The organism is Streptomyces sp. NBC_01445, from assembly GCF_035918235.1.
GTDB lineage: Bacteria > Actinomycetota > Actinomycetes > Streptomycetales > Streptomycetaceae > Streptomyces.
In genome coordinates this window covers 429,019-450,539 of sequence record NZ_CP109486.1, presented here as the reverse complement: position 1 = coordinate 450,539, position 21,521 = coordinate 429,019, and the positions used below count along the sequence as shown (strand labels likewise).

Genomic DNA, 21,521 nt, shown 5'->3' with positions numbered 1-21,521 from the left:
GCGCCTGCCCTTCGTCGCACTCGGAATGTTTTGTTCCGGGCGGCCGGAAAAATGCACGCACCTTCTTGACCTGAGGCCTTGTCCGTGCGCATGCTTCCCGCGTTCTTTTTGTCAACGCCGTGAACTTATCCGTCGGCCGGCCTGCCTCCTCGTGGCCCCGCGGATGTGCAGGCCGGATGCAGGAGCCCCATGAACCCCTGGAACGACACATCGCTGTGCGCCGACGAGCGGGTCAAGTCCCTCCTGGCAGAGATGACCCGGGCCGAGAAAATCGCCCAGCTCGGCGGATACTGGGCCAAGACCAACGTCGGCAGCGGCGACGCCCGCGTCGCACCAATCGAAGAAGCCCTCGCCGCCCGCTCGAACGAGCCCACGGCCCTTGCCCACGGCATCGGCCACCTCACCCGCCCCTACGGCACCCGCCCCCTGACTCCCGAAGAGGGCCGCGCCGAACTCGTCCGCGTACAACGGATGTTGACCGGCAGTACCCGCCTAGGCATTCCGGCGATCGCACACGACGAGTGCCTCACTGGCTTCGCCGCCTTCGGGGCCACCGTCTACCCCACCCCACTGGCGTGGGCCGCCACCTTCGACTCCGCACTGGTCGAGAAGATGGGTGCCGCCATCGGCCACGACATGGCGTCGGTCGGGGTCCATCAGGGCCTCGCCCCGGTCCTCGACGTCGTACGCGACTACCGCTGGGGCCGCGTCGAGGAGACGCTCGGCGAGGACCCCTACTTGACCAGCCTCATCGGCACGGCCTACGTCCGAGGCATGCAGTCCCAGGGCGTCGTCGCCACGCTCAAGCACTTCGCCGGGCATGCGGCATCACGCGGCGCCCGCAACCACGCGCCCGTCTCCATAGGCGCCCGAGAAATGGCCGACGTGATCCTGCCGCCCTTCGAGATGGCCGTGCGCGAAGGCGCCGTGGGCTCGGTGATGAACTCCTACACCGACCAGGACGGGGTTCCCGCCTGCGCGGACGAGTCGCTCCTGACGAAAGTGCTGCGCGAGCAGTGGGGATTCACCGGCACAGTCGTCTCCGACTACGGATCGATCGCTTTCCTGCAGACCATGCACCGCGTCGCCGCCACCGAAGGCGACGCCGCCCGCCTCGCACTGACCGCCGGAATGGACGTCGAACTACCCAACACCCGCTGCTATGGCGACCCGCTCGCCCAACAGCTCGACGACGGCCTGATCGCCCCCGAGCTCCTGGACCGCGCCGTCGAACGCGTCCTGCGCCAGAAGCTCCGACTCGGCCTCCTCGACGCCGACTACACCCCGGAGGCGGACGCCGGATTCGGCACCCCCGTCGACCTCGACTCGCCGACCAACCGCACACTCGCCCGTACCATCGCCGAACGCTCCATCGTCCTGCTGGCCAACGAGGGTGCCGCCCTGCCCCTCGACGCCGCCTGCACCCCCACCATCGCCCTGATCGGCCCGGGCGCCGACGACGCCACCACCTTCCTGGGCTGCTACTCCTTCCCCAACCATGTCCTGCCCAAGTACCCGGGTCACCCGCTTGGACTCACCCTGCCCACCCTGCGCGAGGCGCTCACCGCGCAACTGCCGGACATCACCTTCGTCCATGAACCGGGTTGCAAGGTCAGCGGAGGCGACCGCTCCGGTCTGCCCGCCGCCGCGCGTGCCGCCGCCTCGGCCGACCTGGCCCTGGTCGTCGTCGGCGACCGCGCCGGAATGTTCGGCAACGGAACCTCGGGGGAGGGCTGCGATGCCCCTCATCTGCAACTACCGGGCGTGCAAGCGCAGTTGATCGAGAAAGTACTCGCCACCGGCACCCCGGTCGTCCTACTCGTCGTCTCCGGCCGACCCTACGCACTCGGTGGACTCGCCGAACGCTGCGTGGCCGTCGTGCAGACCTTCATGCCCGGCGAAGAGGGCGGCCCGGCTCTGGCGCGTGTCCTGTCGGGCCGGGCCTGCCCGAGCGGCAAGCTGCCCGTACAGATCCCGGCCACCCCGGACAGCAATCCGGGCACGTACCTCACCCCGCTGCTCGGCCGCCACAGCGAAGGCATAAGCGTCCTCGACAACACACCCCTGTACCCCTTCGGGCACGGCCTGTCGTACACCTCCTTCAGCTACGAGGACCTGCGGCTCGACGGCGGAGAGCGCGTCCCCACCGACGGGTTCGTCGAGGTCTCCTGCCTCGTCCGCAACACGGGACAGCGCGCGGGCCGGGAGACCGTCCAGCTCTACTACGACGACCCGGTCGCCCAAGTCGCCCGTCCCACCCTGCAGTTGGCGGCCTTCGACGTCATCGACCTGGCACCGGGTGCACAGAGCCGTGTGACGTTCAAGATGCACGCCGACCAGACCTCGTACACCAAGGACGCCTCCGGCGACGGCCGGCGGCTCGTCGAGCCCGGCACCATCCGCCTCATGCTCGGATCCTCCAGCGGTGACATCCGGTTGAGCGCCGATGTCGAACTCACGGGACCGCAGCGCTGGGTGGGCGCGGAGCGCCACCTCCGCCACGCGTAACCGGCGCCACGCAGTTCTCCCGGCCGCGACCCTCGCGGCCCGCCCGACGTGCGCCAGACACACCTCACCTCTCTACGTCCCCCCGCGTCCTGCCCGACTACAAGGAAGTAGCCTGCCGTGACCCCCGAAACCCTCCGCAGCGACACCGCCGCGCCCGAACGCGGCACGCCGCGCACCCCCTCGGCCGTCGCAGCCCCCCGACCCCGACTGGTGGCCGGTATGGCGGCAGGTCAACTCGGTATATTCCTGGCTCTGTTGACGCCCATCCTCGTCAGCCTGCAACTCAAAGTCCAAGCGATCGTCCCCGAGAGCGACCAGGTCTCGTCGCTCGGGATCGTCACCACCACGGGCTCGGTCGCCGCGATGCTGGCGAACCCGTTCTTCGGGCGTCTCAGCGACCGCACCACCAGCCGCTACGGCCGGCGTCGGCCCTGGCTCGCCCTCGGCATGCTGGGCCTGTTCGTCGGGCTGCTGCTCATCGCCACTGCGAGCAGCGTCGTCGTCATCACCCTCGGCTTCGTCATCGCCTCGGCGTCCGCCAACGCCGCGCTCGCCGCATTCGTCGCGACCGTCGCCGACAACGTCCCCGAGCTCAAGCGCGGCAAGATCAGCGGACTGCTCGGCATCATGCAGAACCTTGCCCCCACCGCGGGCACCTGGATCGCTAAGTACTTCACCGACCAGATGCTCCTGCTCTTCCTGGTACCCAGCGTCATCGGCATCCTCCTGGTGATCGGATACATGCTGGTCCTCCCGGACAAGCCGCTGGAGCGGAAGCCCCCACGGGAAGGCTTCAAGGCGGTCCTGCGCACCTACTGGGTGAGCCCCAAACAGCACCCGGACTTCGCCTGGACCTGGCTCTCCCGCTTCCTGCTGACGCTCGCCAACTGGATGTTTACCACCTTCCGTCTCATCTACCTCCAGCACGAGATGCGGCTCAGCGCCGCCGAAGCGACCGAGACGCTCGCCGTCGGCGTCCTCCTCTATGGGCTGGTCGTTATGGGCGCCTCACTGACCGCCGGCTGGCTCTCGGACCAGGTCGGGCGCCGCAAGCCGTTCATCGCCGTCGCTGCCGTGTCGTTCGGTGTCGGCATGCTGATCCTCAGTCAGGCCGACACCACTGCCTTGTTCTACTGTGCGGAGATCGTCCTGGGATTGGGTTTCGGCACCTACCTCGGTGTCGACCTCGCGCTCGTCATCGACGTGCTGCCGGACCCGGACAACCCTTCCAAGGACCTCGGCATCTTCAACATCGCGATGTCGGCCCCACAGATCTTCGCCCCCGCACTCGGCGCGCTGCTCATCTCGCTCGGCGGCGGGCACAACTACGCGATCCTGCTGATCACCGCCTCCTTGGTGTGTCTCGGTGGTGCGCTGGCCATCCTGCCCGTGCGCAAGGTGCGCTGAGCGGGACTTTGTTGTCGGGGATCTTGTGGTTTCCCGGTGCGGCAACGTGATCATCGGGCATTCTCGGGGCGTTCCGAAGGCCGATGCGGTTGTCGAGGTGCCTGTTGTCGCTCCATCCGCCTTCCGGTGAGTAAGTCCTGCCTCTGACCGCGCAGATCGCACGGGGAGCACCCCGGACGGGACGACGGCGATGGCTGGGGCAAGATGCCGTTGCGGGCGATGGTCTCGCGGATTGACTCCTCGTCCCTCACAGTTGAGCAGCGTGGCCTTCTCGCGCTGCCATGTGTCGGGCCCAGAGCAGTCCGGCCGACGGATCACCCCACTTCTTTGCACCGTTGGCGAAGATCCCCCGGTGGCAAAGGCGTTGGTGGACGGCCTCCACGATGCAGAACGCGTACGCCTACTCGTCCACCGCGTGGGGAGGCAGGTGAGGCGCTCGCATCGCCAACCGCCTGACCGAAGCCGCCTCACCGGAGGAGCGTGGTCGATTCGCGTACTGCGAATTGCGTGGCGAGTTCCACGCGGTGGGTGTCGGGTTGTTCGCCGCGGAATTGGCGGAGTACGGCGCGGAGGGCGGCGCCGTCGAAGCCGACCAGGCTCAGGTCTTCGGGTACGTGGATGCCGCGGGGTCGGGCCTCGCGCAGGACACCGACTGCGATGGCGTCGTTGCCGGCGAAGATTGCGGTCGGGGGATTGCTGCGGGCCAGGAGTGCGGTGAGGCCTTCGGTGTCGTGGTCGGCGCGGAAGCGGCCGTGGATGAGGAGGTCGGGGTCAGGGGATGAGGCCGTGGGTCGTGGGCCGTGAGAGCGGACAGGTAGCCGTGCAGGCGTGCCTGGTTGCATTCCGTCGACTCCAGGCCGCCGAGGTAGGCGATGCGGCGGTGGCCCATGCCCGAGAGGTGTGCGGTGGCGGCTTTCCCGCCCACCAGTTGGTGGCTCCGACGCTGACGACGTCGACGGGCGGCGGGTTGAACGAGTGTCTGTTTCCACCCCTGCCCGAAGGCAGGGGTGTCCACGGAGGAGCCCGATGACCACGACGGGGATGCGCTGGCGCTGGAAGGCGGCCAGGTCGCGCTCGCCGTACGCCGAGGTCACCGCGATGATTCCGGCGCGGCCTTCACTGCTCATGCGCTGTGCTATGTGGGCCGAGTCGAGTGGAGTGGACCGTGGACTTCCGGTGGTACTGAGGATGATCTCGACGCCAGCGCTCGCGGCGTGGTCGAGGATGCCTTTGGGCACCGTCGAGGGGTCAGTCCGAGCCAATTGCGTCGAAGGCGACCTCGACGACAGAGGGCCCTACGGGCGAGCGGCGCTGGGCCGGTGAGCGGTACCCGGCCTCCTCGAGTGCAGCAAGGCCCCTCGTGCGCGTTCCGGGAACCACGTCCGCCCGGCCGTTGACGACCTTGGACACGGTGGCGGTGGAGACTCCCGTGCCGCGCGCGATGGCGGCCGGCGTAAGCCTGGGCTTGGGCTTGGGTTTGGTATTGCTCGAGGAGGACGAGAGGGACATTTGGCTTCCTGACGTCTCGAAATATTTTCGGTAGCGGCAGCTTGGGGTGTGGCACGCGCGGCGTCAATCCTGGCGTGATGTCGGCTTTTGCCCACTCACCCTCCAGCGACCACGCTCAAATGTCACTGTGTGCACGCCTCTTGACCGCGATCTCCACCCCTCCCTACGGTGCCAATGTATCGAACAATCTCCGAAAGTTTTCGAACTTTTGCGAGGTCGGATCGCCTTCCAAGCCTACGTCTCTCAGCGTTGAGGACCGGAAGACCGTGAACTTTCGCAGACTACTCAGACGCCGCAGACTGCGTACCGCCGTAACGACGTTCTGCGGCACCGCCCTGGCCCTCGCGACGCTGCCGCTCCTCGGCGTGTACGTGATCGCACGCCGCCAGCTCGTCAGCTGCCTGACGGCCGGCTTCGGCAAGTAGGCGCACGTAGGCACCCATCTCGTACAGCAACAGCCATCTCGTACAGCAAAGGAGATCAGTGGCGACCACCAAGAAGGCCCTCGTCGTACGCGGCGGCTGGGAGGGGCACCAGCCCGTCGAGGCCACCGACCTGTTCATCCCGCACCTCACGGCGCATGGCTACGAGATACGGGTCGAGGATTCGCCCAAGATCTATGCGAACGCCACGTACATGGCCGGAGTGGACCTCGTCGTGCAGTGCGTGACGATGTCCACGATCGAGCGGGAGGAGTTCGCCGGGCTGCGGACGGCCGTCGAGAACGGCACCGGTCTCGCCGGCTGGCACGGCGGGATCGCCGACTCCTACCGCAACACCGCCGACTATCTGCATCTCATTGGCGGGCAGTTCGCCTCTCATCCGGGAAAACACCGGGACGAGCGAAACGGCGAGCAGTCCGACAACTACGTCCCGTACACCGTGAACATGCTTCCGGCCGCGGCCGAGCACCCCATCACCGAGGGCATAGCGGACTTCGATCTCGTCACCGAGCAGTACTGGGTCCTCGCCGACGACTACATCGACGTCCTCGCCACCACCACCCAGAAGATCCGCCCTTGGGACCCCTGGCACCGGGAAGTCACCTCGCCGGCCATCTGGACCCGCCGGTGGGGCAAGGGCCGGATCTTCGTGTGCACGCCGGGACACCACGTCGAGGACCTCGAGAACCCCAGCGTCCGTACCATCGTCGAAAGGGGCCTGCTGTGGGCCAGCCGCTGAACATCGGGATCATCGGGTGCGGCACGATCGTCGGCCAGTACCTCGCCAGCCTGCGCAGGCTGGGGGATGTCGCCCTGGTCGCCGTAGCCGATTTGGACGCGGCGCGCGCCCGGGCCGTTGCGGAGGAGTGGGACGGCGGCGATGTGCGCATCCTGAGCGTCGACGAGCTGCTCGCCGCCGACGACGTGGACCTCGTACTCAACCTGACGATCCCCGCCACGCACGGCGAGATAGCACTCAAGGCGATCGCGGCCGGCAAGCACGTCTACGGCGAGAAGCCCCTGGCCGCCACGACGGAAGAGGCCCACCTGGTGCTGAAGGCCGCCCGGCTGGCGGGAGTTGTCGTCGGCTGCGCGCCGGACACCGTTCTCGGCACCGGCATTCAGACCGCACGCAAGGCCATCGACGACGGACTCATCGGCGCACCGGTCGCGGCGACGGCGACGATGGTCACGCCCGGACACGAACGCTGGCACCCGAACCCGGACTTCTATTACGCCCCGGGCGGCGGACCACTGCTCGACATGGGCCCGTACTACATCACCGCCCTCGTCACGCTGCTCGGGCCCGTGACCTCGGTGATCGGAGCGGCGAGCCACACGCGTATGGAGCGCGAGATCGGCAGTGGGCCGCGGGCCGGTGAGCGGGTCGACGTCCACGTGGACACCCATGTCACGGGTGTCCTTGTGCATGAGTCGGGAGTGCTTTCAACGCTGGTGATGAGCTTCGACGCGGCCGCGACGCACTCCGCGAACATCGAGGTGCACGGACCTCTGGGCACACTGGCGGTGCCTGACCCGAACCACTTCGAGGGCGACACTCGCCTCTTCCGCCTCGGCGCCGGCGAGTGGGAGACGCTCCCGGTCTCCGCCGGCTACCTCGGGTCGGGGCGGGGCTACGGCGTCGCGGATCTGGCGGCCACGCCCGCGACGCGCGAACCCCGCGTCGGCGGTTCGCTCGCGTACCACGTGCTCGATGTCATGGAGTCGCTGCTGAATTCGGCGGAGAGCGGCTCGTCCGTCATGGTGGCCAGCCGGGCGGAGAGGCCGGCGGTGGTTCCCCTGGCGGAGCTTTGAGGGGCGGGGTGCGCGGCGGGGCGGCGGCACTGGTGGCCATGCCAGAAGGACCGCACGCCGCGCAACTAGGCCCCTCAGTCGACAGCTACTTCACCACCTTCGTGGAGGCCTGCACCGACAGCGACTTGGCCTCCTGGGACGACGCCGACCAACCCGCTCACGGCGGGCGCGGCGCACGGGATCGGACTGCTGCCCGGCGGCTGGTCCATCCCTATCACCCTGACGGCCGGTCTACTGATCGGGGCGGTGAACGCCCTGTACATCATCCGGTTCGGGCTCAACGGCTTCATTGTCACGCTGGGCATGCTGATTGTGCTGCGCGGCATCCTGACGGGCGTCTCCGGCGGCCAGACCTTCTTCAATGAACCCCCCTCGATGCTCTACCTCCGCACCGCCCAATGGCTGGGCATGCCTGCCTCTGGGTGGATCTGCCTGATCCTGTTCGTCATCGTGATGGTGGTGCTCGGCTTCACCAGCTTCGGTCGCTCCCTCTACGCGATCGGCGGCAACATCGACGCGGCGAAAGCGGCCGGCATTCGCACCGACCGGGTGCTGTGGATCACCATCGTCACCGCGAGCGTCCTCGCCGCGCTGAGCGGCCTGCTGCTCTCGGGACGCCTCGCCTCGGTGCTCTCCGCCCAGGCCAGCAGCTACGTACGTCTTCACCGTGTTCGCCGCCGCGGTCATCGGCGATATCAGCCTCAACTGCGGTAAGGGCACCGTGTTCGGCGCGTTCACCGGCATTCTGCTGCTGTTCCTGATCCAGAACGCCCTCACCCTCGGAGGTGTCCCCGCACAGTGGATCGGCTCCCTCAACGGCGCGATCATCCTCGGCGCCCTCGCGCTGTCCCGCATCACGGGTGGCAAGGCACAGGAATAGGCACCGCCGCCTTTCCCCGGCAGTCGCTCCCCCTTCGCTGCCGCCCGCGCCCGGCTGACCACGCCGTATCAGGTGGCGGTGCACCGGGTCGGGACGCCGACCTTCGTACCGGCGAGGTGAACTCTCACAGGAAGGACCGCTACGGCAGAACGGCCCACGTGTGAAGCCACGCGCGCGGCCCCTGAGTTGCACCACGCCCGAAGAACCGGCCCAACCCGCGATCGAAAGGCAGGCATTCCCATGGAACGAAGAGATTTTCTCGTCGCCTCCGCAACCACGTCCGCCGCACTCGCTGTCGGCCTCCCGCCCGCTGTGGCGGCCGCGGCGCCGCAGACCGCATCAGAAGCGGAGGAGGCCACCACCCCGGAGGCCGCCCGCCTCGCCCTGTGGTACGACAAGCCCGCCGGCCAGTGGCTGGAGGCGTTGCCGCTCGGCAACGGACGCCTCGGCGCGATGGTGTTCGGCGGAGTGGACACCGAGTTGCTCCAGCTCAATGAAGACACCCTGTGGGCGGGAGGCCCCTACGAACCCGCCAACCCCCAGGGTTTGGCAAACCTCCCAGAGATCCGGCGCCGGGTCTTCTCCGGCGAGTGGAACTCCGCCCAGGACCTGATCAACTCCACCTTCCTGGGCATCCCAGTGGGGGAGTTGATGTACCAGACAGTCGGCAACCTGCGCCTGACGTTTCCGGGCACAGGTGAAGCCAGCTCCTACCGCCGCGAGTTGGACCTGGACACAGCCATGGCGACCACGATGTACGTCCGCGATGGAGTGGCATACCGTCGGGAGGCGTTCGTCAGCCATGCCGACCGGGTGATTGTGGTCCGGCTGACCGCGGATACCCCCGGTGCCCTGTCGTTCACCGCCGCCTTCGACAGTCCACAGGAGGCTCAGACGTCCTCCCCGGACCGGATCACCGCCGCTCTGGAGGGGACCGGGCAGACGCGTGAGGGCGTCACCGGCCGAGTCCGCTTCCGCGCCCTGGTCCGTGCCCGCGTCGAAAGGGGCACCGTGCGCAGCGAGAACGGCACCCTCGCCGTGGACAGCGCCGACGCGGTGACCCTACTGGTGTCCGTCGGCACCAGCTACGACCACTACCGAGACGCCTCAGGCGACCACCGCGCCCACGCCGAGCGCCCGCTGAACGCCGCCACCGACACCCCGTACGGACAGTTGTGCTCCCGGCACGTACGCGACCACCGCGCACTCTTCCGCCGGGTCACGTTCGACCTCGGCACCACGGATGCGGCGAAGGCGCCGACCGATCGGCGGGTGGCCGCGTTCTCTCAGGCCCACGACCCGCAACTGGTGGCCCTTCACTACCAGTTCGGCCGCTACCTGCTCATTTCCTCGTCCCGCCCGGGTACACAGCCCGCCAACCTGCAGGGCATCTGGAACGACCAGCTGTCCCCGCCCTGGGACTCCAAGTACACGATCAACATCAACACGGAGATGAACTACTGGCCCGCGCCCACCGCCAACCTCCTGGAGTGCTGGGAGCCGATCTTCGCCCTGCTCGACGACCTTGCCCAGGCCGGACAGAAGACCGCCCGGGTGCAGTACGGAGCCGACGGCTGGGTCGCCCATCACAACACCGACGTCTGGCGCGGCACCGCGCCCGTGGACGGAGCCTTCTGGGGGATGTGGCCCACCGGCGGCGCCTGGCTGGCCACCTCCGTATGGGAGCACTACCGCTTCACCGGCGACAGCGCAGCCCTGCGCCGCCGGCTACCCGTCGTCGAAGGCGCGGTCCGCTTCTTCCTTGATGCGCTGGTCCCCGACCCCACCACCGGGTACTTGGTGACCTGTCCGTCCGTCTCGCCCGAGAACGCCCACCACCCCGACGTGTCCGCATGTGCGGGCCCGACGATGGACAATCAGATCCTGCGCGACCTCTTCGACGGCTACCTCGCCGCCTGCGACGCGCTCGGCACCACCAGTCCGTACGCCGATCGGGTGCGCCAGGCCCGTGCCCAACTGCCGCCCATGAAAATAGGCGCGCTGGGGCAGCTGCAGGAGTGGCAGCAGGACTGGGACGCGGGCGCGCCCGAGCAGCAGCACCGCCACATCTCCCACCTGTACGGCCTGCACCCCAGCAACCAGATCACCAAGCGCAACACCCCGGAACTCTTCCAGGCCGCTCTGAAGACTCTGGAGATGCGTGGGGACGACGGCACCGGCTGGTCCCTCGCCTGGAAGATCAATTTTTGGGCGCGCGCGGAGGACGGCGCCCGCTCCTACAAGCTCCTCACCGACCTGCTCACCGCCGACCACACAGCCCCGAACCTGTTCGACCTGCACCCGCCGTTCCAGATCGACGGCAACTTCGGCGCCACCGCGGGCGTGACCGAATGGCTGCTTCAGTCCCACGCCGGTGAAGTCCACCTGCTGCCCGCCCTGCCGCCGCAGCTCCCCGAGGGCCGGGTCACCGGCCTCCTCGCCCGCGGCGGCCTCACCGTCAGCCTCTCCTGGCTCGACGGCGCGCTGACCCACGCCCACCTGGCAGCGCGCCAGAGCGGCACCGTCCGACTGCGCACCGCCGCACCGGTCACCGTGCACTCAACCGGCGGCGCTGAGACAGAAGTGAAGCGCCCCGAAAGCACCGTCGCCGTGTTCAAGACCAAGGAAGGTGGGGAGTATGTGATCACGCCGCTCTGACACCTCGCGGCGCGGCCTGCGTCGAGCCCGTCTTGATGCATCAGGCCGGCATCGAGCCGGGCCCACAGGGCGGCGCCTCTTCACGAGACCAGCCAACGGCGCGTCTGCGGTATCGCGACAGTTGACAGAGGTACAGGGAAGGCGCTGCCTGATCCGGAGACCTGGCTCCGAGTCCCGCCAGGCACGCCTCGGCACGAGGCAGCGGCTTCTGCAGCGCCTCGCCACTGGCGTACGGGCGGATGGTTCGCGGCATGCTCGCGACACCGCCGGACGGACATGGCTCGGTTGCCTGGTCACCACTATGCGGTGGATATCCGAGGTGGAGCAGATCAGGTCATGTGGCAGGGCCTGTGGAGTCACGTACGTTGAGGGTGGTCGCCAGCTGGAGGTGTCGGGAGGCGGGCTGGACGCCGTTCGCCATACCGAGGGCAGTCTCGACGGCCATCCGGCCCATGCCGACGAGCGGCTGCCCGACGGACGTCAGCCGGGGGGTTGTCCATTGTGCCTGCGGCGTGTCGTCGAACCCGGTAATCGATAGATCCCCCGGGACGGTGATATGGAGTTCATTAGCTGCAGCGAGCGCCCCGACAGCGATTTCGTCGTTGCCCGCGACGATCGCGGTCGGCCGCTTGTCGAGCGCCAGCATTTCATGGGCGTGCTGAAGTCCCGCTTCGACGGAGAACGCGTCGTGGCGGATCATCACGCCGTCCGGCGTGATGCCCGCCGAGTGCAGCGCGGCCTGGTACCCGTGGAAGCGCTCTGCCGAGGGAGTGGAACTCAACGGGCCGCCGATCCAGGCGATCCTGCGGTGGCCAAGCCTGATGAGGTGCTCGGTCGCTGAGCGACCACCCGCCCAGTTGGTGGAACCGATGCTGACGACGCGCGAGTCGGTGGTGTCGATCGGGTCGATCGTCACCACTGGCAGCTCTGCATCCTCCGCGACGAGGAGCACCGAGTCGGGCACGGCGACGGCGAGGGCGATGATGCCGGCGACTCCGGACGCCAGCAGCTTCGCGATCCAGGCATGGGCCGCTGTACGGCTGGTGCCGATCCAATCTTCGGGCGGCCGGCGCAGGAGGAGCTCGGTTTGTGCAGCGCTCGCGGCCACGAGGATCCCCTGGAGCACCGTCCCGGCGTAGGGAGACTCGACGATGTCGAGCACGGTGACGAGCGTCCGCTCCCGCTGCAGATCCCGTCGCGCCGTCGTCGGCTTGTAACCGAGCTCGGCGATGACACTAAGGACAAGGTCGCGCGTGTTCGCCCCCACGTCGCTGCGGCCGTTGAGGACTTTCGAGGCGGTCGCCGGCGAGACGCCGGCCAGCCGGGCGACATCCGCGAGGGTGGCTCGTTCGGAATGAGATCGCCGACTCATCGTGACTCCGTTCGTGTCCGAAACTTTTTCGAACCCGAAGCGCACGTTACACATGTGCCGCTCCCGACGTCTATCTGCTCAAGTCCTTGACGTGAACAGAGGGCGCCGACTACCGTCCCACGCGTCTTCGAAAGTAATGCGAAAAAGTTTCGAGCCATCTCAAAGAGGAGGGCGGCTCATGAGGCTCCGCAAGAAAGCAAGGCTCTTTTCCGCGGCGCTCGCGCTGATGCTCGTACTGGGCGCTTGCTCAAGTGGGCCGGCAGATGGCGGCGGCAACCAGGTGAACCTCACGGTCTGGGCATGGGACGACACCGTCGCAAAGGCCGTGCCTGGTTTCGAGGCGGCGAACCCGAGCATCAAGATCAAGGTGGTCAACGCCGGCTCGTCATACGACGAATACACGGCACTCGACAATGCAATCCAGGCCGGTTCTGGCGTGCCGGACCTCGCGATGTTCGAGTACTTCGCAGTGCCCTACTTTGCCATTCCTGGCAAGCTCGACAATCTCGGGAAATTCGGCGTCGAGAATCTCAAGAAGGACTACGCCAAGGCCGCGTGGAATGACGTGACAGTCGATGGCAAGGTCTACGCGCTGCCTTCTGACTACGGTCCGTCGGTCATGTTCTACAACAAGGACACTCTCAAAAAGGCCGGTGTGAAGGAACCTCCGGCCACGTGGGACGAGTACTACGAGGACGCCAAGAAGGTTCGCGCGCTCGGTGGCGACCACTACATCGCCCAGGACACCGGGGACCTCTTCTTCCTGCTCTCGCTCATCTGGCAGGCAGGCGGCCGCCCGTTCAAGGTGAACGGCACCAAGGTGCACATCGACTTTACGGAGCCTGGCACAACCAAGGCCGTGGCGTTCTGGCAGAAGATGCTCGACGAGGGCTTGCTCAACACCAAGGTCACGGCGTGGTCTGACGACTGGAACCGCACGCTCAACGACGGAACCCTTGCCTCCCAGATCATGGGCGGCTGGCTGACCTCGTCACTGCCCCAGCGTGCGCCCAAGGCCGCCGGTGACTTCAGAGTTGCGTTGATGCCGCAGTGGCAGCAGGGCGGCGAGGTCGGGGCTGAGAACGGCGGAAGCGGCTTCGGTATCCCGGCCGCTGCCGCGCACAAGAACGCGGCGTTCAAGTTCCTCGAGTACTTCACGCACGGCGGCGGCCTCTCTTCCCGCGTCGACGCGGGCGCCTTCGTGCCGAACACCTCGGTGTTGGCGAGCACGGACTCCCAGAGGAAGACCAACAAGTACTTCGGTGACCAGAAGGTCGGCCCCGTGCTGGCGCAATCCACGAAGATCGTCGCGAGCGGCTGGCAGTACCCGCCGTTCTTCGAGTGGGCCCGATCGACGTACGGCGACCTCGTCTCGAAGTTCTACACCACAGGCAAGGGATCGCTCGCGGGAATCCTCGAAGAGTGGAAGCAGCGCATGATCAAGTACGGCAACGAGCAGGGTTTCGAGGTGGACTAGCGGCTCCCCGCCAGGGCAGCGTGTGGAAGCGAGCCCCGGGCAAGGCAATGCACCGAAAGGAACACCGGGAATGGGCCACGCAGGCCATCTCGACGTCACCGCTGTGATGTCGCCAGATACAACGCAGCACCGGGCACCGGGCGGAAAGCGCGGTAGGAAACAGATCGGACTGGCGTTCATCGCGCCTTTCGGGCTGTTGTTCATGCTCGTGTACATCGTGCCGATCGTCTACGCCGGCTATCTCAGCCTCTTCCAGCAAAAGCTCATCGGGGGCAATACGTTCACCGGGCTCGCCAACTACACCAGGCTGTTCCAAGATGCGCAGTTCTGGGATGGTGTGGGCAGGGTCTTCTGGTTCACGCTCGTCCAGGTGCCGATCATGCTGATCGTCGCCATGGCGCTGGCGCTGGCGCTGGACTCCAGGCGTCTGCACGGCACCAAGTTTATGCGGGTGTCGATCTTCCTACCCTATGCGGTGCCGGCGGTCGTGTCGGCTCTCATGTGGGGATTCATGTTGGGCGTCAAATATGGCCTGTTCGGCAGCCTCAATGAGGCTCTGGGTACGGATCTCAACCCCTTCGACCCCAGTACCACGCTCATCTCCATCGGAATGATGGTGACCTGGGCGTTCACCGGCTTCAACATGCTCATCTTTTACGCCGTGCTCAAGGCCGTCCCGCGTGAGTTGTACGAGGCTGCGGCCCTCGACGGGGCGAACGAATTTCAAGTGGTCCGCAGAATCAAGCTACCGGCACTGCGAAGGTCCCTGGTCATCTCGATCATCTTCTCGATCATCGGCACTTTCCAGATTTTCAACGAGCCGCAGATCCTGCCATCGATGGTGGCCAACAGCGGCATCACCACCCACTACACGCCCAACCTGTACGCGTACAACCTGGCCTTCACCGGATCTCAGCAAGGCTACGCGGCAGCCCTCGCGCTCGTCATGGCTGCGATCACGATCGCGGTCGCCTACGCCGTCCAAATCAGGGGTTTGAGGAATGCCTTCGAGCACTAGCACACGCGCTGAATCCGGGGAAGCCTACGTCGCGACCTCAGGCACATCGATTCGTCATTCCCGCAAGCGCCGTCGCCTCTACACCGTGGAGAACCCCAAGAAGAGCGTGACGCTTACTGCCATGACAGGGTTGTCTGCCCTGTACTGCCTGTTGCCGCTCGTATGGCTGGTCATCAACGCAACCAAGTCACAGGCCGACTTCGTATCCTCGTTCGGGCTTGCGCCCGGTCACAAGTTCGCCCTGTGGGACAACATCGTCGAGGTGTTCAGATTCCAGGACGGGATCTTCACCCGGTGGCTGCTCAACACCGTCCTCTACGTCGTCGTGGGCGCGGCCGTGTCAACGTTTCTGGCGGCCCTCGGCGGATACGCCCTGGCGAAGCTCCACTTCAGCGGGAAGCGCGTGCTCCTTTTCGTCATCCTGGGATCGATCGCGGTGCCGGGCATCGCCCTGGCGATCCCCCAGTTCTTGCTGTTCGCGCATTTCGGCCTCACCAACACCCCGTGGGCCGTTCTCATACCGAGTTTCATCAACCCCTTCGGGTTGTACCTGATGTGGGTGTTCACGGCCGAAGCCGTGCCGACCGACCTGCTCGATGCCGCAAAGGTCGACGGTGCCGGCGAGTTCAGGACCTTCATTCAGATTGCGCTGCCGATGCTTGCACCGGCAAGCGTGACGGTCCTGCTCTTCTCGTTCGTATCCATCTGGAACAACTACTTCCTTCCGTTGATCATGCTCAAGGATCCCAACTGGTATCCACTGACCATCGGACTCAGTCAATGGAACAAGTTGGGATCGACCGCGGGGAACGGCGCTCTCATCCAGAGTCTCGTGATCACAGCCGCGCTGCTGACAATCGTGCCGCTGATCATCGCGTTCCTCAGCCTGCAGCGGTATTGGCAGTCAGGCGTGTCGCTCGGCGCCGTCAAGGGCTAGGGGTGACGCCTCAACAGCCCCATGTCGACCTCGGACCGGGATTGACAAGCCGGTCGCGCGCGACCGGGTGTTCAGACTGGCGCGGACACCGGCACCGCGGCGAAGTCGGCCTCTTCCACAAACGACTCTGCGAAGAAATGAGACCATGACAAACGATGCCCTGAGCGAACCTCGGTTCCGGGTCGACGGCGAACTGCGCGACGAGAGCGCGCTGCCGCATATCTGGGCGGAGTGCGTCGGCGCCGGACGAGCGAATGAAGCACTACGCGCAGACTGGCAACAGCAGTTCGGCGAGGTTGTCGATGCCTGCGGATTTCGTTACATCCGCTTCCACGGCATCTTTCACGACGACATGTTCGTGTACCGGGAGAGCTATGGTCACGGGTTCGGCCCGAACACGCCCCTCCCCTCCCCGATGTACACCTTCAGCTACATCGACAAGGTGTTCGACTTTATCCTGGAATCCGGCGCCCGTCCCTTCGTTGAACTGGGATTCATGCCACGCGAGTTGGCGACGGCACACGAGACAGTGTTTTGGTGGGGTGCTCACTGCAGCCCGCCCAAGGACGTGGCGCGCTGGGTTGAGCTGGTGACGCGTTCGGTCGAACATTGGATCGATCGGTACGGTCTCGCGGAGGTGCGCGAATGGCGATTCGAGGTGTGGAACGAACCGAACCTGGTTCCGCATTTTTGGACGGGAACGAAGACGGAATACTTCGAACTTTACGAACACACTGTGACGGCGATCAAGAAGATCGATCCCGAATTGAAGGTGGGCGGGCCCTCAACGAGCGTCTTCGTGCCCGACGACCGCTACAAGGGCGAAGTCGAGGACCGCTCTGCGATGTACGAGACGGCCAGCGCGTCCGACGTGGACGCGCTCGACTGGCGCCCGGTGTGGATCGAAGACTTCATCGACTGGTGCGCGAAGCGCAAACTCCCAGTCGACTTCATCTCGACTCACCTGTACCCGACCGACTTCGCGTACGGCGCCGACGGTCAGGGAGTCCACATCGCCCGATACGTCGACGCGACACTCGACGACCTGGTCCTTCTCCGTAATCTGGTGGCGAACAGCGCCTATCCGAACGCGGAGATCCATATCACGGAGTGGTCGACCTCGCCATCTGCCCGCGATTTCATCCATGACACACTGTTCGCGGCCACGTTCATCACCCGCACGTACCTGAAATGCGCCACCCTCGCCGACTCGATCGCCTATTGGGCCTTCACGGACGTGTTCGAGGAGGGGGGCGCCGGGCTGGGGCCGTTTCACGGCGGGTTCGGCCTTGTGAACGAGGCCGGCATTCACAAACCCACTTTTCACGCGTTCACGATGCTGCAACGGCTGGGTGACCGGCTACTCCTCGCGACGTCCGACGGCGTCGTGACCCGGGACAGCCAGACATCGGCTGTGTCAGCGCTGTTCTTCAACTACCCCGATGAGATGGCCATGAGGGCTGTCGGCTCGGCGAACTCGTATCCAGCGACGCGTGCGCTGGCCGGGATGGGGCCGAACCGAAGGATCCGCCACTCGATCAGTGGACTCAAGCCGGGGGCCACGTTCCTCGTCGAGATCATGGACTGGGAGCACGGGAACGTCGCCGAAGCTTGGCACCAGCTCGGATCCCCCGTCAATTTGTCCCGGGCGGACAGCAATTACTTGAGAGCTGTCGCTGACTCACTCCGCACTTTCACGCTGACTGTGCCCGACCATGGCGTGCTCGAGATCAATGTCGACCTCTCGCCGTGGGCGGTGATGTCGGTGAGGCAGGCGGCGTGAGGAGCGCCCGCCGTCGGGTTTCCCTGCGAACACCGCGAAGCCGCCGCATATACGGCCTCGCGGTGTCACGTCACGCAGTTGCCTTCCCAAGCACCTCATCCTTGAAAGGAAACCGCATCCCCCACGCCCGCCTCGTCGTTGGTCCCGGGTTCGGTGTCGCTGAAGTCGACCCGCGGTTTTGCGGGTCGTTCGTCGAGCACCTCGGCCGCTGCGTGATTGGCGGCATTTGAAGACGGCGACCGAGGTCGCCCGGGACATCGGAGTGAGCCCACGGCGACCTTGCAGCCGGCGTCCCGGGCGACCGTGGGTGGGGGTTCCGATCGAGGAGGCCTGTACATCTCGGCGGGACAGCGGTCCAAGCGGGCCTGACGTCATGCCGCGTCGCAGGCCAGGCCGTGGGACTGCGCTGCCTATCTACCTTTGATCTTGGCCAGTGCTCCGTCGTTTACGGCGGGGGTGAAGGCCATCTCAGGGCTGCTCTGACCCGCGCGGTTCGCACGGGTCCGCAGTGTTGTCCTCAGCCGGTGGGGCGCTGCTGGTTTTCGATGTACTGCTTGACGACGGTCAGCGGTGCGCCGCCGCAGGATCCGGCGAAGTAGGAGCCGGACCAGAAGTGTCCGCCCCACAGGTAGCGGCGGACGTGGCTGTCGTATTCCTGGCGAAGCCTGCGGGAGCTGACGCCCTTGAGGGAGTTGACCAGTTTGGAGAGCTGGACCTTGGGCGGGTAGTGCACGAGCAGATGCACATGGTCCTGCTCGCCGTTGAACTGCTTGAGTTCGGCCTCGAAGTCGGTGCAGACGTCGCGCATGATCTCCTCGGTGCGCGTCAGCATGGCGTCGGTGAATGCCTTACGCCGATACTTGGTGACGAATACCAAGTGGACGTGAAGGTTATAGACGACGTGACGGCCGGTGCGTACGTCAGGATTCGGGTTCCATCGTGGTGACATAAGCCAACTGTAGTAGGGTGATTGTCATGGGCGAACTCGTGTGGGAGAAGCGGCAGTTGGGGCATCGCGCCCGGCTGGCGCTGACGCCTGCACAGGTCCGGCTCATGGATGACCAGGCGCACGCGGCACGCGCGATGTGGAATCAGCTCCACGACCTGTGGCGGATGACGCCGAAGTGTCAGCGCGCTCTGACGCGCATGGATCAGGCGTTGCGGCAGGCCCGCAAGGAGATCGACTGGTACGCGGTGCTGCCCGCGCAGGCCGCGCAGGCGGTACTCAAGACGTATTTCCAGGCGTGGCGGAACTGCTGGGACGGGCGTGCGGACGAGCCGAACTTCAAGGCCCGCTTCCGCACGGCATTGTCGGTGGACATCCCGCAGGGCCGGGACTTGCAGATCAAGCGAGTACACCGACGGTGGGGCCTGGTCAACATCCCCAAGGTGGGCCGCGTCCGCTTCCGCTGGACCAAGGACCTCCCCGTCGGCAAGCACGCCAACAAGGAGAACCGGATCACCGGGGCACGGCTGGTCAAAGACGGACTCGGCTGGCACATCGCCTTCCGTATCCAGACCCTTGAGCCCAAGCCGGAGCCCCACCAGGGTCCCGAGGTCGGTATCGACGCCGGGGTGAACCTGCCCCTTGCGCTGTCCGACGGCAGCCACCAGGACCACGACCGGCCGCCCCGACTCCCGGACGGCACCGCCGACCGGGACAAGTGGCTGAACCCGGATGAGAAGGCCAGACTGCTTCGCCTGGAACAGCGGGCCGCGCACCGCAAGAGCTTCCGCAAGCCGAAAGAGCGCAGCTCCAACCGGCTGCACGCCACCTACGACCAGATCAAGCAGCTCCGCGCAAGAGCCACGCGCCGAGCCACTGACTGGCAGCACAAGACCACCACCGCCATCGCCAAGCAGTACGGCACGGTCGTGGTGGAGCAGTTGCAGATCACGAACATGGTCAAGTCCGCCAAGGGAAACCATCGAGAACCCGGGGAGGAACGTCGCGCAGAAGTCCGGTCTGAACCGTTCCATCAGCCAGGAGGCGTGGGGTCGCACCGTGACGATGCTGACGTACAAAACTGCCCGCAACGGCGGCACCCTGGTCAAGGTTCCCGCCCCGAACACCTCCCTGCGCTGCTCCGCGTGCGGTTTCATCACGCCCGGCAGCCGGGAAGACCAGGCCACGTTCGTATGCAAGAACCCGGACTGCGGATGGTCGGCGAATGCCGACTGGAACGCGGCCCGGAACGTCTTGCACCTGTACCGGATCGGCCTCGTGACGATCCCGGCTGCCGGGAGGGCAGTCGTCAGGCGCACCCGTGGCGTCAAGCCCGCTGCCGCAAGGTAGGCAGGAATCTCCTTCCTGAGCTTGCGAAGGGAGGAGAGCACTTCAAGCACCGGTCGCGCGCTACGCGCACCCCGAGCCCGCTCACGTCGCAAGACCTGGGCACACGTCAATCCCCTGGTTTCGTAGAGACGTTGGTTACGCGGCCCGGTCTTGTTGATCGGTCCGAGCTCGCGCTTGTTGGATGACCCGTTCGACCTCGACGGGTGGCCGCCCGCCGGCCGCGCTGTGGCGTCGTTTGGTGTTGTAGAAGTCCGCGATCCAGGTAGCGGACTTCAGTCTCGCCTCGGCGCGGGTGGCGACGCGGTGCCGGTGGACGTACTCGACCTTGAGGGTCGAGTGGAACGACTCCGCGGCGGCGTTGTCCAGGGCGGACCCGACACGCCCCATCGACTGCACCACGCCCCATCTGCCACAAAGCTGCCTGAACGCCTCAGAGTTGTACTCCTCAGATTCGTCCACGGCCGGTGCCGGGACGGCGGCGCGGAGACCGTCGAGGGAGGCGAGGGCGCCCCGCCCGCCCAAGGTGATAACGATGAGGCGCGCGCCGGCGGCGTGCCAGGTGTCGCACGCCTCCTCGGGACTGACGCCGAGCAAGAGCAGCGCGAGGTCGTCCTCGCTGAGGCGAAGGATGTCGGCGAGGGCACACCAGCGCGGGAGCCGTTCGCGGTAGACGGAGGGCGGTACGAGCAGGGGCCGGACGTTGGGGTCGATGGACACGGTGACGTGCTCGCGCGCCCTGGCGAGGTGGTCCTCGATGCGGCTGCCGCCTGATTGACGTATGAGTGCCAGGGAGCCGGTGTGCAGGCAGGCCGCCTCGTCCTGCTGGGTGGCGGCGAGTTCTTCGTCGGTCCACTGCAGTCGGCCGCGTTGTCTGCGTAGAAGGTGTACGTGGCCTGGCCGGACTCGTCGAGGTCGGCGACGGCGAGGGTGCTCGGCTGGGCGGCGGCGGTCACGCTTCTGGTCAGGTCGACGCCGGGAGCGCTGAGGCGGGCGCGGAAGAGGGTGCCGAAGACGTCGTGGGAGAAGTGTCCGAGGAATCGGGTGGGGGTGCCGAGCCGGGCGAGCGCGACGGCGGTGTTGGCGGGTCCGCCGCCGGGCAGGGCGCGCAGCGTGAGTTCGCTGGGGCCGGACTGGCCGGGGTCGGTGAAGGCGTCGGCGACGCACTCACCGAGGACGGTGACGCTGCTGGGGAACTCGGGTCGGGCCATGGTCGCTGTCTGCCTCTCTCAAGAAGGGTGCGGGCTGCCGCCTTCAAGTGGCTCCGGCCGGGGCGGGTCGTCCCGCGTCCGTACCGGGGAACGGCGCCGGGCTGGTGGCCTGATGCAGCCCTTGCACAGGTATTGACATGCCGCTCAAGGCGGACGTAACTTCCCTGCCACAAGGAAGTAACGCGCGTTATTAAAGCGCGAAACCGGAGG

At 66.5% G+C, this 21,521-nt stretch carries 15 protein-coding genes and 3 pseudogenes; 12 read left to right on the top strand and 6 right to left on the bottom strand.

Annotated features, from left to right (window positions below; all coding sequences use genetic code 11):
• Window positions 1-189: 189 nt before the first annotated feature.
• Entirely contained in the window at window positions 190-2,508 is a 2,319-nt protein-coding gene (locus OG574_RS50215) for a beta-glucosidase family protein (protein ID WP_326779058.1), read from the top strand.
• A gap of 117 nt (window positions 2,509-2,625) precedes the next feature.
• Window positions 2,626-3,915, top strand: a complete 1,290-nt coding sequence (locus OG574_RS50210; protein WP_326779057.1) for an MFS transporter — start codon at window positions 2,626-2,628, stop codon at window positions 3,913-3,915.
• A gap of 467 nt (window positions 3,916-4,382) precedes the next feature.
• Here the strand turns inward: OG574_RS50210 and OG574_RS50205 are convergent, their stop codons facing one another.
• A complete protein-coding gene (locus tag OG574_RS50205) occupies window positions 4,383-4,757 on the bottom strand; it encodes a substrate-binding domain-containing protein (protein WP_326779056.1) in 375 nt (124 codons plus the stop codon).
• Window positions 4,758-5,163: 406 nt separating this feature from the next.
• Complete coding sequence (locus OG574_RS50200) at window positions 5,164-5,424, bottom strand: helix-turn-helix domain-containing protein (RefSeq protein WP_326779055.1); 261 nt, start codon at window positions 5,422-5,424, stop codon at window positions 5,164-5,166.
• Window positions 5,425-5,690: 266 nt separating this feature from the next.
• Here OG574_RS50200 and OG574_RS50195 point away from each other — a divergent pair, with 266 nt between their 5' ends.
• From OG574_RS50195 to OG574_RS50175, 5 genes and pseudogenes are all read left to right on the top strand, one after another.
• Window positions 5,691-5,849 (top strand): hypothetical protein, encoded by a 159-nt coding sequence (locus tag OG574_RS50195; RefSeq protein ID WP_326779054.1) that lies wholly within the window; start codon window positions 5,691-5,693, stop codon window positions 5,847-5,849.
• A gap of 58 nt (window positions 5,850-5,907) precedes the next feature.
• Window positions 5,908-6,606 carry a ThuA domain-containing protein gene (locus OG574_RS50190; protein ID WP_326779053.1) on the top strand — a complete coding sequence of 233 codons (699 nt, stop codon included), beginning with the start codon at window positions 5,908-5,910 and terminating at the stop codon, window positions 6,604-6,606.
• The gene (locus OG574_RS50185; RefSeq protein ID WP_326779052.1) at window positions 6,591-7,682 is read left to right on the top strand and encodes a Gfo/Idh/MocA family protein; all 1,092 of its coding nucleotides are present in this window, start codon (window positions 6,591-6,593) and stop codon (window positions 7,680-7,682) included. Before OG574_RS50190 ends, OG574_RS50185 begins: the two co-directional genes overlap by 16 nt.
• A 165-nt stretch (window positions 7,683-7,847) precedes the next feature.
• Window positions 7,848-8,562, top strand: a pseudogene (locus tag OG574_RS50180) (ABC transporter permease); the annotation flags it as partial.
• Between the two features lie 240 nt (window positions 8,563-8,802).
• Window positions 8,803-11,220: a glycoside hydrolase family 95 protein gene (locus OG574_RS50175; RefSeq protein WP_326779051.1), complete on the top strand. Its 2,418-nt coding sequence runs from the start codon at window positions 8,803-8,805 to the stop codon at window positions 11,218-11,220.
• 334 nt (window positions 11,221-11,554) lie between these two features.
• Here OG574_RS50175 and OG574_RS50170 read toward each other — a convergent pair whose 3' ends face one another.
• Window positions 11,555-12,592 carry a LacI family DNA-binding transcriptional regulator gene (locus OG574_RS50170; protein ID WP_326779050.1) on the bottom strand — a complete coding sequence of 346 codons (1,038 nt, stop codon included), beginning with the start codon at window positions 12,590-12,592 and terminating at the stop codon, window positions 11,555-11,557.
• Window positions 12,593-12,770: 178 nt separating this feature from the next.
• Here OG574_RS50170 and OG574_RS50165 point away from each other — a divergent pair, with 178 nt between their 5' ends.
• The 4 genes from OG574_RS50165 (at window position 12,771) to OG574_RS50150 (ending at window position 17,807) form a co-directional block, all read left to right on the top strand.
• Complete coding sequence (locus tag OG574_RS50165; RefSeq protein WP_326779049.1) at window positions 12,771-14,069, top strand: ABC transporter substrate-binding protein; 1,299 nt, start codon at window positions 12,771-12,773, stop codon at window positions 14,067-14,069.
• Between the two features lie 70 nt (window positions 14,070-14,139).
• A complete protein-coding gene (locus OG574_RS50160; RefSeq protein WP_326779048.1) occupies window positions 14,140-15,087 on the top strand; it encodes a carbohydrate ABC transporter permease in 948 nt (315 codons plus the stop codon).
• Window positions 15,071-16,024: a carbohydrate ABC transporter permease gene (locus OG574_RS50155; RefSeq protein ID WP_326779047.1), complete on the top strand. Its 954-nt coding sequence runs from the start codon at window positions 15,071-15,073 to the stop codon at window positions 16,022-16,024. The genes OG574_RS50160 and OG574_RS50155 overlap by 17 nt, the downstream gene beginning before the upstream one ends.
• A 145-nt stretch (window positions 16,025-16,169) precedes the next feature.
• Window positions 16,170-17,807 (top strand): GH39 family glycosyl hydrolase, encoded by a 1,638-nt coding sequence (locus tag OG574_RS50150; RefSeq protein ID WP_326779046.1) that lies wholly within the window; start codon window positions 16,170-16,172, stop codon window positions 17,805-17,807.
• 517 nt (window positions 17,808-18,324) lie between these two features.
• Here the strand turns inward: OG574_RS50150 and tnpA are convergent.
• The gene (gene tnpA / locus OG574_RS50145) at window positions 18,325-18,756 is read right to left on the bottom strand and encodes an IS200/IS605 family transposase (protein ID WP_266558385.1); all 432 of its coding nucleotides are present in this window, start codon (window positions 18,754-18,756) and stop codon (window positions 18,325-18,327) included.
• Window positions 18,757-18,782: 26 nt separating this feature from the next.
• On the opposite strand from tnpA, the pseudogene OG574_RS50140 reads away from it, so the two are divergent.
• Window positions 18,783-20,103 (top strand): annotated as a pseudogene (locus OG574_RS50140) (RNA-guided endonuclease InsQ/TnpB family protein).
• A gap of 135 nt (window positions 20,104-20,238) precedes the next feature.
• Here the strand turns inward: OG574_RS50140 and OG574_RS50135 are convergent.
• Window positions 20,239-20,490: an integrase core domain-containing protein gene (locus tag OG574_RS50135; protein WP_398380580.1), complete on the bottom strand. Its 252-nt coding sequence runs from the start codon at window positions 20,488-20,490 to the stop codon at window positions 20,239-20,241.
• Between the two features lie 69 nt (window positions 20,491-20,559).
• A pseudogene (locus tag OG574_RS50130) lies at window positions 20,560-21,311 on the bottom strand (PfkB family carbohydrate kinase); the annotation flags it as partial.
• Window positions 21,312-21,521 lie beyond the last annotated feature (210 nt).